This is a genomic window from Rhizorhabdus histidinilytica, assembly GCF_900167915.1.
GTDB classification, from domain to species: domain Bacteria; phylum Pseudomonadota; class Alphaproteobacteria; order Sphingomonadales; family Sphingomonadaceae; genus Rhizorhabdus; species Rhizorhabdus histidinilytica.
This window is the reverse complement of sequence record NZ_FUYM01000001.1, coordinates 397,637-409,524: the sequence shown is the minus strand read 5'-3', so window position 1 is coordinate 409,524 and position 11,888 is coordinate 397,637. Positions and strand designations below refer to the sequence as shown.

Here is an 11,888-nt window from a genome sequence, read left to right as displayed (position 1 = left end):
CCCCGCCCCGGGGCTTGCGCCGACGCTTCAAGCGCCTATGCCGGAACGACGATGACCGAACTGCTCGATTCCTCCTCCCTGAAGCGGTTGATGGCGGGACATGCCGGAGAGATCGGGCTGCGCCGCGTCGATCATGGCGATGACTGGGCGGAACTCGCCTTCGACTATGATCCGCGGCTGGCGATGAACGCGGCGAACGGGGTGCTCGCCTCCGGACCGATCATCTCGCTGATCGACAGCGCGTCGGGCCTCGCGATCGCCGCGAAGATCAAGACGGTCCGGCCGATGGCGACGCTCGACCTGAGGATCGACTATGTCCGCGCGGCTCCGCCAGGCCGCGCGATCACCGCAAGGGCGACCTGCTACAAGGTGACGCGCAGCGTCGCCTTCGTCCGCTGCGTCGCCCATGACGGCGATCCGGCCGATCCGATCGCCCATTCGCTCGCCACCTTCTTCTTCACGGGGGACTGATGGACTTCGATTCGCCCTATGCCGAGGTGATCGGCGCGCATCCCAACCGGGCGACCGGCGAGCCGATATTGAGCGTGAGCTGGCGCCCCGCGATCGAGGGGCGGCCGGGCTTCATCCATGGCGGCGTGATCGCCGGCCTGCTCGAAATGTCCTGCTACGAGGCGCTCGCCCACGAATTCCGCGGGACCGGCCTGCCCAAGGTCAAGCCGATCAATATCGCGGTCGACTATCTGCGCGGCGGATTGATGACCGAGACCCATGCGCTCGCCCAGATCGTCCGCATCGGCAAGCGCGTCGCCAACGCCAGCGCGCTATGCTGGCAGGACGACCGATCGAAGCCGATCGCCACCGCCCGGATGCACATACTGATCGACCGCCAGGGGTGATCATGACCGATTTCGCGAGCCTCCTCCTTCCCGATCGCGGCGAGCCCGCCCACCGCCTGACGCCGGTCGCGGCGGACAGCCTGGAAGCCTGGCTGAAGGACCAGCCCGCCCAGGTCCGTGCGCTCGCCGATGCCGGCCGCTTCAAGGCCAAGCCCGGCGATCTGCTGATCCTGCCCGGTCGCAAGGACGGCGAATGGTCGGCGGCGTTCGGCAAGGCCAAGGTGCCCGGTCCATGGGACATAGCGGCGGTCGCCCAGAAGCTGCCGGCGGGCACCTACCGGATCGACGGCGACGGAGAGGACGATCATCTGCCGGGGGCGCTGGGCTGGCTGCTCGCACATCACCGCTTCGACCGCTATCTCGCCAAGCCCGATCCGATCCCGGCCCGTGTGCTGCTGACGAAAGACGCCGCGGCGATCGCGCCCACCGTCGCGCTGGCCGAAGCGGTGGCCCTGGTCCGCGACCTCATCGACACGCCCGCCGCGGACATGGGCCCGGCCGAACTCGCGGACGCGGCCGAAGCCGTTGCGAAGGTGCATGGCGCAGAGTTTCGCGTCACTCGCGGCGACGCGCTCGACCAGGGCTATCCGATGATCGCCGCGGTCGGCCGCGCCGCGGTGCGCGAGCGGGCGCCACGGCTGATCGAGATCGAGTGGGGCGATCCCGCCCATCCCCGCATCGCGATCGTCGGCAAGGGGGTGTGCTTCGATTCGGGCGGGCTCGACATCAAGCCATCCTCGGCGATGCTGCTGATGAAGAAGGACATGGGCGGTGCGGCCCACGCGCTGGCGCTTGCCGGCCTGGTGATGGGCGCGCGGCTGCCGGTGCGGCTCCACCTGCTGATCCCGGCTGTCGAGAATGCGGTGGCGGGTGACGCCTTCCGCCCCGGCGACATCCTGCGCAGCCGCAAGGGGATTTCGGTCGAGATCGGCAACACCGATGCCGAGGGCCGGCTGGTGCTGGGCGACGCGCTGGCCCGCGCGGGCGAGGACAAGCCGGTGCTGATCCTCGACTTCGCGACCCTGACCGGCGCCGCCCGCGTCGCGCTGGGCCCCGACCTTCCAGCGCTGTTCGCCAATGACGACGCACTCGCCGCCGACCTGCTCGCAGCCGCCACGGCGGTATCCGACCCGCTGTGGCGGATGCCGCTCTGGGCCGACTATGCCGAGATGATCAAATCCACCACCGCCGACATCAACAATGCCGGCGAAGGCGGCATGGCCGGCGCAGTCACCGCCGCGCTGTTCCTGCAGCGTTTCGTGCCCGACGCCACCCCTTGGGCGCATCTCGACACCTTCGCCTGGCGGCCGTCGGCGAAGCCGGGCCGTCCCAAGGGAGGCGAGGCGCTCGGCCTGCGTGCCGCTTTCGCGATGCTCAGGGCCAGATTCGTTACGCCCTGAGACTGGACGCCGGTTTTCAGCGACAAATCGCGACCATTGCCGTCGCCCGGTGAAACGAAATCGGGCGACCCGCGTTGTCCGGCCGAGGATTAAGGTCTGCACCTGCTCCTCGACAGGATCCTATGCGAAGGGCGCGTACCATGTCCGAAAACCAGCTTTCCCAGTGGATGCGAGCCTTGGTCTCCTACGTCCGCTCCGGGCAACCTGATCTGACGAACCGGCAGATGGCCCTGCTGCTGATCAGCTACATCACCCCCGGGCCCCATACGGTGCGCGGCCTGGCCCAGCAATTGGGCGTCTCCAAGCCGGTGATAACGCGCGCCTTGAATACCCTGGGCTCGCTCGGCTATCTGCGCCGCGAACGCGACGACAACGATCGGCGCAACATCTTCGTCGCCAAGACCGAAAAAGGGGCCGCCTTCCTCGATGCCTTCGGAAAATCCATCGATCTCGAAAAGGCTCGCGGCTGACGACATGACCGGCGGCGGCCTGCCCGCCGCCGCCTTCCACCTCGACGGACCGACCCGGAAGCTCGATCCGCGGATCAACGCCTATCGTCCCGACATCGCCGACGTAGCGCTCGCCGGTACCCTGTTCGCTCCTCATTATGCCGCGCCGATGCCGGCGATGGCGGGCGGCGCGGCGGCTATGATGCGCAAGGCCGCGAGCGCCGACGCCGAGGCTGTCTCCCAGCTCCTGCCCGGCGAGGGCTTCGCCATCCTCGACCTGACCGGCGGCTGGGCCTGGGGCTTTTCGGTCCACGACCATTATGTCGGTTATGTGGATGCGCGGCTGCTGGCACCCGCGGCCCCGGTGACCCACCGCATCCACGTCCGTGAAGCGCTGCGCTTCGCCAGCCCTTCGATCAAGGCGCCGATGCTGGGCACCCTACCCTTCGGTGCGCGGCTGGCCGGTGAGATGCGCGACGACGGCTTCCTCGCGACGGAGGACGGCTTCGTCCATGCGCGCCACGTCGTCGCGGCAGACACGCTGTCGGACGACCCGGTGACGGTCGCCGAAGGACTGCTCGGGGCGCCCTATCTGTGGGGCGGGCGCGGCGCCGACGGCATCGACTGTTCGGGGCTGGTTCAGGCGGCGCTCGCCGCCTGCGGCATCGCCGCCCCGCGCGACACCGACATGCAACGCGAAGCGCTGGGCACGCCGCTGCCCGAGGAGGCCCGCCTCCGACGTGGCGACATCGTCAGCTTTCCCGGCCATGTCGGCCTGATGGTGGACGAGGACCGGCTGATCCATGCCAACGCGCACTGGATGAGCGTGGTGATCGAACCGCTCGCCGACGTCGTCGCCCGCCTGCAACCCCATCATGACCGGCCGATCCTGGGCCGGCGGAGACTGAACCCATGACCGCCAAGGTCTTCATCGACGGTGCCGCCGGCACCACCGGCCTCGAAATCCGCGATCGGCTCGCCGGCCGGGCCGACATCGAACTGATCGCCGTCGCCGAGGAACGGCGCAAGGACCCGGCCGCACGCGCCGAAGCGCTCAACGCCGCCGACGCGGTGGTGCTGTGCCTGCCCGACGACGCGGCACGCGAGGCGGTGGCACTGATCGCCAACCCGGCGGTCCGCGTGATCGACGCGTCGACCGCACACCGCACCGCCGCCGACTGGGCCTACGGCTTCGCCGAGCTCGACCCGGACCAGCGCGACACGCTGGCAGCCGCGACCCGCATTTCCAACCCCGGCTGCTATCCGACCGGTTTCCTGGCGCTCGTCCGTCCGCTGGTCCGCGCCGGGCTGCTGCCGGCCGACACTCCGCTCTCGGTCAACGCCGTCTCGGGATATTCGGGCGGCGGCAAGTCGATGATCGCGATGTTCGAGGACCCCGCCTCCCCCGACGCGACCGACACCGCGTTCCGCGCCTATGCGCTCAACCTCGGCCACAAGCACGTGCCCGAGATGCAGAAGCGCGCCGGCCTCGCCCATCCTCCGATCTTCCTGCCCTCTGTCGCGAAGACCTATCGCGGCATGCTGGTCGAGGTACCGCTGCACCTCCACCTGCTGCCTGGCCGGCCGACCGGTGCCGCGATTCGCGAGCTGCTGGCCGCCGCCTATGACAGCAGCCGGGTCGTTCGCGTCATCACCGACGATCGGCCGGTGCTGACGATCGAGCAGGCGGCCGGCACCGATCGGCTCGAGCTGTTCGTCCATGCCGACGAGAAGGCCGGCCAGGCGCGGCTGGTCGCGGCGCTCGACAATCTCGGCAAGGGGGCTGCGGGCGCGGCTGTCCAGAACCTCAACATCGCGCTCGGCCTGAACGAGATCGAGGGGCTGCGCCTCTAGGATCCCGCCGACGGCGGGGCCTCGGCCGGCTCCGCGAACAGCATCGTCCCGATCGAGGCCGTGACGACCAGCAGCACCGCGAGCCATTGCAACGCGGTCAGATGCTCGCCGAGCAGCACGACGCCGGCCAGCGCGCCGGCGGCGGGCTCGAGGCTGAGGAAGATGCCGAAGCTGTTGTGCGACAGCCGCTTGAGAGCGACCATCTCGAGCGAATAGGGGATCGCGCTCGACAGGATCGCCGCGCCGAGGCCCAGCGCCATCAGCCTCGGATCGAGCAGCGCCAGCCCGCCCTGATGGATACCGATCGGCACGACGATCAGCGCCGCCGTGGCCATGCCGATCGACACCGACTGGCCGCCGGGAAGATGGCCGAGCCGCTTGCCGAACAGGATGTAGAGCGCCCAGCACAGCCCCGCTCCCAGCGCGAACATGATCCCGACGGGATCGAGGCCGTGAGCGCCGCCATGGATCGGTAGCAGCAGGCCGAGCCCCGCGACCGCAAGCCCGACCATCGCGAAATGGGCCGGGCGGCGCGCATGGAGCAGCGATACGGCGAGCGGCCCGCTGAACTCGATCGCGATGGCGAGGCCGAGCGGAATGGTGCGCAGCGCCATGTAGAAGCACAGGTTCATCATCCCCATCGCCGCGCCGTAACGCATCGTCGCGAACAGGTCGGCCCGCCCGATCCGCCCGCGCCACGGCCGCCAGACCGTCAGCAGGATCAGCGCAGCGAAGCCGACGCGATAGGCGCTCGTCGCCTCAGCGCCGACCAGCGGGAAGAGCCGCTTGGCGAAGGACGTGCCGACGCAGAAGGCGGTGATCGACCCAAGCAGCGCGGCATAGGCGGCGGCAAGCTGAACGTCGAAGCGCGGACGGGTGGAGAGGCTGCTGCTCATGATGCCGATTTAATCCAAGCCAGCTGGCGATGTTCGGCGATTTCGGGCATTTAACGATGGAATCAGGCAAATATGACAAGCAGATGATGGATTCCATCGACCTCGACGATTTCGACCGGCGGATCATCGCGATCGTCCGCCGCGACAATCAGCAGCCCGCGCGCCACATCGCGGATCGGGTGGGGCTGTCGGAAAGCGCTGTGCTCCGCCGCCTCCGGCGGTTGCGGAGCAGCGGCGTCATCGTCGCCGACGTCTCGCTGATCGATCCGTCGCGGCTCGCGCCGGCGATCACCATCCATGTGCTGGTCGAGCTCGCCCAGAGCGGCCTCAAGGTCGAGCAGCTCTTCGCCCGGACGCTGGAAAGCCGGCCGGAGGTGATCGGGGCGTGGAACGTCACCGGACGCACCGATTTCCTGGTGACAGTCAGCGTGCCGTCGATCGAGGCCTATCAGCGCTTCGCCGATGAGGTGCTGGCCTCCGATGATAATATCCGCGGCTTCGAGACGCTCGTCAGCCTGCGCGAGATCGTCCGCTTCGATCCGCTGCGGGCCGGCGATCCCCTTTCCATTGTCATGGCTCCCAAAGAGGGGCATCCTCCCGCTCGCTGAGCGATGGGGGGAGGGTCGCGATGGTACCTGTCTGGTATTGGGTGGTTTCGGCGCTCCTGCTCGCCTGGAACGCGGTCGGCTGCCTGGCCTGCCTCAGCCAGATGCGGATGAATCCCGATAAGCTCGCCAGCCTGCCCGAGGCGCAGCGCGCCGCCTGGATCGCGATGCCGGCGACGGTGAAGGCCGCCTATGTCGTCGCGGTGGGCGCCGGACTGCTCGGTGCGATCGCGCTGCTGTGCCGCTGCGCCGCCGCCGGCCCGCTGTTCGTCGCCTCGCTGGTCGGCGTCATCATCCAGTTCGGCTGGTTCTTCGGCGTCTACAAGGGCGCATCGAAGCTGGGCGCGAGCTCACTCGCCTTTCCCGCGTTCATAGCGCTGGTCGCCGTCGCCCAGATCGCTTTCGCCTGCTGGGCCAAGACGCAGGGCCTGCTGGGCTGATTTTCCGCCGCGCTGTCGGATCGCGGCCCGCCCATTCGTCGTCAGGACAATGCACCGATCATTGCAGGGGAGAAGGATGATGGACGACACTGCCGAAACGAAACGCGTTCCCAGCTGGTATTGGGTCCTCGGCATCGTGCTGCTGCTGTGGGGCTTTGCCGGAATCTTCGCCTTCTACAGCCAGCTGACCACGCCCTATGAGAAGATGGTCGCCGAGATGGGCAAGCTCGCCGCCGACTGCATCAAGGGCATGCCCGGATGGCTGTGGTGGGTCTATGGCATCGCGGTGTGGAGCGGCACGCTCGGTTCGGTCGCGCTGCTGGCGCGGCGAAATTGGGCGCAGCCGCTCTATCTCGTCTCGCTGATCGCCGTATTGGTCCAGTTCGGGCACAGTTTCCTGGTCGCGAAGATCCAGGACGTGATGGGCTGGGGCGCGGCGATCTTCCCGGCGATCATCATCCTGATCGCGGCCTTCGAGCTCTGGTTCGCCGGCCGGGCGAAGACGCGCGGCTGGCTGTGCTGAAGCCCTGGCGGTCACCCCAGCCCTCGCTGGGGTGACGTCAGTCGTCACATCTCGCCGCGCGAGCGGCGGATGGCGTAGAAGCGCTGGACGTTGGCGTTGTGCTCGGCCAGCGTGTTGGCGAAGACGTGGCCGCCCTTGCCGTCGGCGACGAAGTAGAGCGCCGGGCTCTTCGCCGGATCGAGCACCGCCTCGATCGCGGCCTTGCTTGGGTTCGCGATCGGCCCCTCGGGCAGGCCGGCCGAGGCATAGGTGTTGTAGCCGTTGACGGCGCGCAGCTCCGACAGGCGGATACGGCGGCCGAGCGGCTTGCCCTGGGTGATCGGGTAGATCACCGTCGGGTCGGCCTGCAGCTTCATCCCTTCGCGGATGCGATTCGAATAGACCGCAGCGACCATCGGCCGTTCGGACGCGACCGCGGTCTCCTTCTCGACGATCGAGGCGAGGATCAGCGCATCGCGCTTGCTGGTGACGACGGTGGTCGGCTTGCGTGCCGCCCAGGCTTCGTCGAGCGCCTTGCGCATCGCCGCCTGCATCCGCGCCAGCACCGCCGCGCGCGGCTCGCCCGCCTCGAAGCTGTAGCTGTCGGGCAGGACCGACCCCTCCGCCGGCACGGCGATCGTGCCGGTGAGCTGCGGCTCGGCCATCAGCCTCTCGTGGACCAGGATCGACGGCATACCCTCGGGAATGGTGACGAGGTGCTGGACCGGCTTGCCGTGCTGGAGCAGGTCGAGGATCTCGGCGCCGCTGGCCCGTGCAGGAATCTCGAACTCGCCCGCGCGCACCGGGTCCTTCGACCCGAAGCGGCGCGCGAAGCGCAGGAAGTTGGTGGTCGATCGGATCGCCCCGGCCTTCTCCAGCGCGCGCGCCGCCGAGGCGAGCGTATCGCCCTTCTTCACCTGGATGCTGGCGGGCTTCTGGAGCGGGCCTTCGCTCCACCAGTCGCGCGATATCCAGAGCGCCGCCCCGCCGCCAACCAGCGCGACGATCAGGATCAGCGCGATCAGGCGGCGGATCATAGACGGCCTCCTACGGCGGCGGCTCAATCCTCGAGCTTGCGCATGATGAGGCTGGCGTTGGTACCGCCGAAGCCAAAGCTGTTGTTGAGCACGGCGCGAACCGAGCGCTTCTTCGCCTTGAGCGGAACCAGGTCGAAGTCCTCCAGCCCGTCGCTCGGATTTTCGAGGTTCAGGGTCGGCGGCACGATCTGATCCCGCATCGCGAGGATGCAGAAGATCGATTCGACCGCGCCGGCACCGCCGAGCAGATGCCCGATCGCCGACTTGGTCGAGCTCATCGACACGGTCTTCAGCGCATCGCCGAACAGGCGGCGGACGGCGCCCGCCTCCAGCTCGTCGCCAAGCGGGGTCGAGGTGCCATGGGCGTTGATATAGTCGATGTCGGACGGCTGCAGGCCGGACTTCTTGAGCGCCATCGCCATCGAGCGATAGGCGCCGGAGCCTTCGGGATGCGGCGCGGTGACGTGATAGGCGTCGCCCGACAGGCCATAGCCGATCACCTCGGCATAGATCTTCGCGCCGCGCGCCTTGGCATGCTCATATTCCTCAAGCACGACGATGCCGGCGCCCTCGCCCATCACGAAGCCGTCACGGCCCTTGTCATAGGGGCGCGACGCCTTTTCGGGCGTATCGTTGTAGCCGGTCGACAGCGCGCGGGCCTGGGCGAAGCCGGCGATGCCGAGCGGACAGATCGCGCCCTCGGCGCCGCCTGCTACCATGATGTCGGCATCGTCCATCGCGATCATCCGCGCGGCGTCGCCGATCGCGTGCGCACCGGTCGAGCAGGCGGTGACGACCGCATGGTTCGGTCCGCGCAGACCATATTTGATCGAGACCTGGCCCGAGATGAGGTTGATCAGCCGGCCATGGACGAAGTGCGGGCTGACCCGGCGGGGGCCCTTCTCGTGCAGGACGATCGATTCGCTCTCGATACCCGGCAGGCCGCCGATGCCCGAGCCGATCGACAGGCCGGCGCGATAGCTCTGCTCCTCGCTCATCTCGGTCAGGCCGGCGTCCTCGAGCGCCTGGCCGGCGGCGTCGATGCCGTAGATGATGAACGGATCGACCTGCCGCTGGACCTTGTGGTCGACGCGCTTGCCGGGATCGAAGCCATAGGGATGATCGGCGGGCTTGACCTCGCACGCGATCGTGCAGGCCTGGTCGCTAGGGTCGAAGCGGGTGATGCGACCCGCGCCCGACTTGCCGGCGATGATGTTGGCCCAGGCGGTCTCGACGTCGGCGCCAAGCGGCGTGACAAGGCCCAGTCCGGTTACGACCACGCGGCGCATGGCATTCTCCTGATATTCGTCTTGAACGGCAAAACGGCCCCCCGTCCCATCGGATTGCCCGGGGTCGGGGAGCCGCTGATAAGCCTCGGCTCGGTCACCTGCCCCGGTCGATCAACGGCCGGCGGGTGGAGCGATCAGCCCTTGTGGCTCTCGATATAGCTGATGGCGTCCTTGACGGTCGCGATCTTCTCGGCCGCATCGTCGGGAATCTCGACGCCGAATTCTTCTTCGAAGGCCATCACCAGCTCGACGATGTCGAGGCTGTCCGCGCCCAGATCGTCGATGAAGCTGGCTTCCTCGGTGACCTTCTCGGCCTCGACACCCAGATGCTCGACAACGATCTTCTTAACGCGCTCGGCGGTCTCGCTCATGTTCTAAACCTTCCTTAGGGTTTCTGTCGCCTGCCCTAACGAGGGCGGGGATTGCTTGCAAGCATGCTTTGATGACGTGGGAAGCGTCATTGGCTTTGGCGCAACCGCGCCAAAGCATGGGCGGCACCGGCCCGCACCCCCTCCCGACCTCCCAGGCAGTGTACCCTGGCGGGAGGTCGGGAGGGGGTGCGGGCCGGTGCCGAACCTCAGATCATCGCCATGCCGCCATTCACGTGCAGCGTCTGGCCGGTGACATAGGATGCCTCCTGGCTGGCCAGATAGACGACGGCCGCGGCGATATCGCCGCCCTCGCCCAGCTTGCCGGCCGGGATCTTGCCCAACAGGGCTTCCTTCTGCGCGTCCGCCAGCACGTCGGTCATCGCCGATGCGATGAAGCCGGGGGCGACGCAGTTGACGGTGATGTTGCGGCTGGCCAGTTCCTGCGCCAGCGCCTTCGACATGCCGACCAGGCCGGCCTTCGACGCGGCATAGTTGGCCTGGCCCGGATTGCCGGTGGTGCCGACGATCGAGGTGATGGTGATGACCCGGCCGAAGCGGGCCTTCATCATCGGCTTGGCGGCGGCGCGGATCAGGCGGAAGGCCGCCTCGAGGTTGACGGAGATCACCTGATCCCACTCCTCGTCCTTCATGCGCATGATCAGGTTGTCACGGGTGACGCCGGCATTGTTCACGAGGATGTCGAGCTTGCCGCCCAACGCCTCGACCGCGCGCGGGATCAGGCCGTCGACCGCTTCCGCGTCACCCAGGTTGCAAGGCAGGATCACGGTCTTGCCGCCGATCTCCGCCGCTACCGCCTTCAGCGCGTCCTCGCGCGTGCCCGACAGCGCGACCGTCGCCCCCTGCTGCACCAGCGCCCTGGCGATCGCCGAGCCGATGCCGCCCGAAGCGCCCGTCACCAGCGCGGTCATGCCTGAAAGATCGAACATGGCTTTCACCTTCCCTGTTTCGTCATTCCAGCGAAAGCCGGAATCTCCCTGCCTTCCGTCGGCAAGGAAAAATGAGATCCCAGCTTTCGCCGGGATGACGGCGAATTACAACGAAGCGGCCAGCGCCTCGATATCGGCCATGGTCACGACGCTGGTCGCGGTGGCCTTGTCGGTGATGTCCTTGACCATCGGGCCGACGACCTTGCCGCCCAGCTCGACGAACTGCTCGACGCCGGCCTCGGCCATCGCGGCGACGCTCTCGCGCCAGCGGACCGTGCCGGTCACCTGCTCGACCAGCAGGCGAACGATCTCGGCCGGATCGGCGACCGGCGCGGCCAGCACATTGGCGTAGACCGGCACCAGCGGCGCCTGCACCGCGGTCTTGCCCAGCGCCTCGGCCATCGCGTCGGCGGCGGGCTGCATCAGCGAGCAGTGGAACGGCGCCGAGACGGGCAACAGCATCGCGCGGCGCGCGCCCTTCGCCTTGGCGATCTCGATCGCGCGCTCGACCGCACCCTTGTGGCCCGACACGACGACCTGGCGGTTGCTGTTGTCGTTCGCGGCCTGGCAGACCTCGCCCTGCGCGGCTTCCTCGGCGACCGCCTTCGCGCCTTCGAAGTCGAGGCCCAGGAACACCGCCATCGCGCCGACGCCGACCGGCACCGCCGCCTGCATCGAGCGACCGCGCAGCTTGAGCAGCCGGGCGGTGGTGGCGAGGTCGATCGCCTCGGCTGCGCACAGGGCGGTATATTCGCCCAGGCTGTGACCGGCGACGAACGCCGCCTTGTCGGCCAGGCTGATGCCGCCCTCCTTCTGCAGCACGCGCAGCGTCGCAATGGCATTGGCCATGATCGCGGGCTGGGCGTTCTCGGTCAGGGTCAGCTCGTCGGCCGGCCCTTCGACCATCAGCTTGAACAGGTTCTGGCTGAGCGCGTCGTCCACTTCCTGGAACACCTCGCGCGCGACGGCGCTCGCGTCGGCCAGCGCCTGCCCCATGCCGACGGCCTGGCTGCCCTGCCCCGGAAAGATGAATGCGCGCATGATGAAGCTTCCCCTCGGTCTCCGGCGAGCGGCCCTAGGAAAATGAGGCGGCTTAGGCAAGCCCGATGGCGGCGGGGGTTGCTTTCGCGGGCCGATTCGGTCATAGGCCGCGCCAGCCGGGGCGGGAGCCTGTCTCTCCGCCCCTGCTTGCTTTTGGAAGACAGCCGGAGGGGCGTCGTGATGGGCACGGCGTCAGCGAT

Annotated in this window: 15 protein-coding genes; 9 read left to right on the top strand and 6 right to left on the bottom strand. The window is 68.3% G+C overall.

The window, feature by feature from the left end:
• Positions 1-51 precede the first annotated feature (51 nt).
• The 6 genes from B5X82_RS01985 to argC all read left to right on the top strand — a co-directional run bounded on the left by B5X82_RS01985 (position 52) and on the right by argC (position 4,560).
• Positions 52-471: a PaaI family thioesterase gene (locus tag B5X82_RS01985; RefSeq protein WP_079646349.1), complete on the top strand. Its 420-nt coding sequence runs from the start codon at positions 52-54 to the stop codon at positions 469-471.
• Positions 471-857, top strand: coding sequence for a PaaI family thioesterase (locus tag B5X82_RS01980; protein ID WP_079646348.1), 387 nt, complete (start codon positions 471-473; stop codon positions 855-857). The genes B5X82_RS01985 and B5X82_RS01980 overlap by 1 nt, the downstream gene beginning before the upstream one ends.
• Positions 858-859: 2 nt before the next feature.
• Positions 860-2,257: a leucyl aminopeptidase family protein gene (locus B5X82_RS01975; protein ID WP_079646347.1), complete on the top strand. Its 1,398-nt coding sequence runs from the start codon at positions 860-862 to the stop codon at positions 2,255-2,257.
• A gap of 140 nt (positions 2,258-2,397) precedes the next feature.
• Positions 2,398-2,727 (top strand): MarR family transcriptional regulator, encoded by a 330-nt coding sequence (locus B5X82_RS01970; protein WP_079646346.1) that lies wholly within the window; start codon positions 2,398-2,400, stop codon positions 2,725-2,727.
• Positions 2,684-3,622, top strand: a complete 939-nt coding sequence (locus B5X82_RS01965; RefSeq protein ID WP_079646345.1) for a C40 family peptidase — start codon at positions 2,684-2,686, stop codon at positions 3,620-3,622. The genes B5X82_RS01970 and B5X82_RS01965 overlap by 44 nt, the downstream gene beginning before the upstream one ends.
• Positions 3,619-4,560 (top strand): N-acetyl-gamma-glutamyl-phosphate reductase, encoded by a 942-nt coding sequence (gene argC, locus B5X82_RS01960; RefSeq protein ID WP_079646344.1) that lies wholly within the window; start codon positions 3,619-3,621, stop codon positions 4,558-4,560. Before B5X82_RS01965 ends, argC begins: the two co-directional genes overlap by 4 nt.
• On the opposite strand, the gene B5X82_RS01955 is transcribed toward argC, so the two are convergent.
• Complete coding sequence (locus B5X82_RS01955; RefSeq protein WP_079646343.1) at positions 4,557-5,456, bottom strand: EamA family transporter; 900 nt, start codon at positions 5,454-5,456, stop codon at positions 4,557-4,559. The genes argC and B5X82_RS01955 overlap by 4 nt on opposite strands.
• Positions 5,457-5,539: 83 nt before the next feature.
• Between B5X82_RS01955 and B5X82_RS01950 the strand changes: the two genes are divergently transcribed.
• The 3 genes from B5X82_RS01950 to B5X82_RS01940 all read left to right on the top strand — a co-directional run bounded on the left by B5X82_RS01950 (position 5,540) and on the right by B5X82_RS01940 (position 7,024).
• A complete protein-coding gene (locus tag B5X82_RS01950; RefSeq protein ID WP_235862571.1) occupies positions 5,540-6,064 on the top strand; it encodes an Lrp/AsnC family transcriptional regulator in 525 nt (174 codons plus the stop codon).
• Positions 6,065-6,084: 20 nt separating this feature from the next.
• Positions 6,085-6,501 (top strand): hypothetical protein, encoded by a 417-nt coding sequence (locus B5X82_RS01945; RefSeq protein ID WP_079646341.1) that lies wholly within the window; start codon positions 6,085-6,087, stop codon positions 6,499-6,501.
• Positions 6,502-6,577: 76 nt separating this feature from the next.
• Positions 6,578-7,024, top strand: coding sequence for a hypothetical protein (locus B5X82_RS01940; RefSeq protein WP_079646340.1), 447 nt, complete (start codon positions 6,578-6,580; stop codon positions 7,022-7,024).
• Between the two features lie 44 nt (positions 7,025-7,068).
• Here the strand turns inward: B5X82_RS01940 and mltG are convergent, their stop codons facing one another.
• The 5 genes from mltG to fabD all read right to left on the bottom strand — a co-directional run bounded on the left by mltG (position 7,069) and on the right by fabD (position 11,688).
• The gene (mltG, locus tag B5X82_RS01935; RefSeq protein WP_079646339.1) at positions 7,069-8,040 is read right to left on the bottom strand and encodes an endolytic transglycosylase MltG; all 972 of its coding nucleotides are present in this window, start codon (positions 8,038-8,040) and stop codon (positions 7,069-7,071) included.
• A gap of 23 nt (positions 8,041-8,063) precedes the next feature.
• Complete coding sequence (gene fabF, locus B5X82_RS01930; protein ID WP_079646338.1) at positions 8,064-9,329, bottom strand: beta-ketoacyl-ACP synthase II; 1,266 nt, start codon at positions 9,327-9,329, stop codon at positions 8,064-8,066.
• Positions 9,330-9,463: 134 nt separating this feature from the next.
• Positions 9,464-9,700, bottom strand: coding sequence for an acyl carrier protein (locus B5X82_RS01925; RefSeq protein WP_011950940.1), 237 nt, complete (start codon positions 9,698-9,700; stop codon positions 9,464-9,466).
• Between the two features lie 206 nt (positions 9,701-9,906).
• The gene (gene fabG, locus B5X82_RS01920; RefSeq protein ID WP_079646337.1) at positions 9,907-10,647 is read right to left on the bottom strand and encodes a 3-oxoacyl-[acyl-carrier-protein] reductase; all 741 of its coding nucleotides are present in this window, start codon (positions 10,645-10,647) and stop codon (positions 9,907-9,909) included.
• A gap of 105 nt (positions 10,648-10,752) precedes the next feature.
• A complete protein-coding gene (gene fabD, locus B5X82_RS01915) occupies positions 10,753-11,688 on the bottom strand; it encodes an ACP S-malonyltransferase (protein ID WP_079646336.1) in 936 nt (311 codons plus the stop codon).
• Positions 11,689-11,888: the final 200 nt, after the last annotated feature.

Bases quoted from the DNA above. Each gene is read 5' to 3' on its own strand.
- fabF (WP_079646338.1), bottom strand. From the start codon at position 9,329: ATGCGCCGCGTGGTCGTAACCGGACTGGGCCTTGTCACGCCGCTTGGC.
- B5X82_RS01965 (WP_079646345.1), top strand. From the start codon at position 2,684: ATGCCTTCGGAAAATCCATCGATCTCGAAAAGGCTCGCGGCTGACGAC.
- B5X82_RS01925 (WP_011950940.1), bottom strand. From the start codon at position 9,700: ATGAGCGAGACCGCCGAGCGCGTTAAGAAGATCGTTGTCGAGCATCTG.
- B5X82_RS01985 (WP_079646349.1), top strand. From the start codon at position 52: ATGACCGAACTGCTCGATTCCTCCTCCCTGAAGCGGTTGATGGCGGGA.
- B5X82_RS01955 (WP_079646343.1), bottom strand. From the start codon at position 5,456: ATGAGCAGCAGCCTCTCCACCCGTCCGCGCTTCGACGTTCAGCTTGCC.
- B5X82_RS01950 (WP_235862571.1), top strand. From the start codon at position 5,540: ATGATGGATTCCATCGACCTCGACGATTTCGACCGGCGGATCATCGCG.
- B5X82_RS01980 (WP_079646348.1), top strand. From the start codon at position 471: ATGGACTTCGATTCGCCCTATGCCGAGGTGATCGGCGCGCATCCCAAC.
- mltG (WP_079646339.1), bottom strand. From the start codon at position 8,040: ATGATCCGCCGCCTGATCGCGCTGATCCTGATCGTCGCGCTGGTTGGC.
- B5X82_RS01975 (WP_079646347.1), top strand. From the start codon at position 860: ATGACCGATTTCGCGAGCCTCCTCCTTCCCGATCGCGGCGAGCCCGCC.
- B5X82_RS01945 (WP_079646341.1), top strand. From the start codon at position 6,085: ATGGTACCTGTCTGGTATTGGGTGGTTTCGGCGCTCCTGCTCGCCTGG.
- B5X82_RS01970 (WP_079646346.1), top strand. From the start codon at position 2,398: ATGTCCGAAAACCAGCTTTCCCAGTGGATGCGAGCCTTGGTCTCCTAC.
- B5X82_RS01940 (WP_079646340.1), top strand. From the start codon at position 6,578: ATGATGGACGACACTGCCGAAACGAAACGCGTTCCCAGCTGGTATTGG.
- fabG (WP_079646337.1), bottom strand. From the start codon at position 10,647: ATGTTCGATCTTTCAGGCATGACCGCGCTGGTGACGGGCGCTTCGGGC.
- fabD (WP_079646336.1), bottom strand. From the start codon at position 11,688: ATGCGCGCATTCATCTTTCCGGGGCAGGGCAGCCAGGCCGTCGGCATG.
- argC (WP_079646344.1), top strand. From the start codon at position 3,619: ATGACCGCCAAGGTCTTCATCGACGGTGCCGCCGGCACCACCGGCCTC.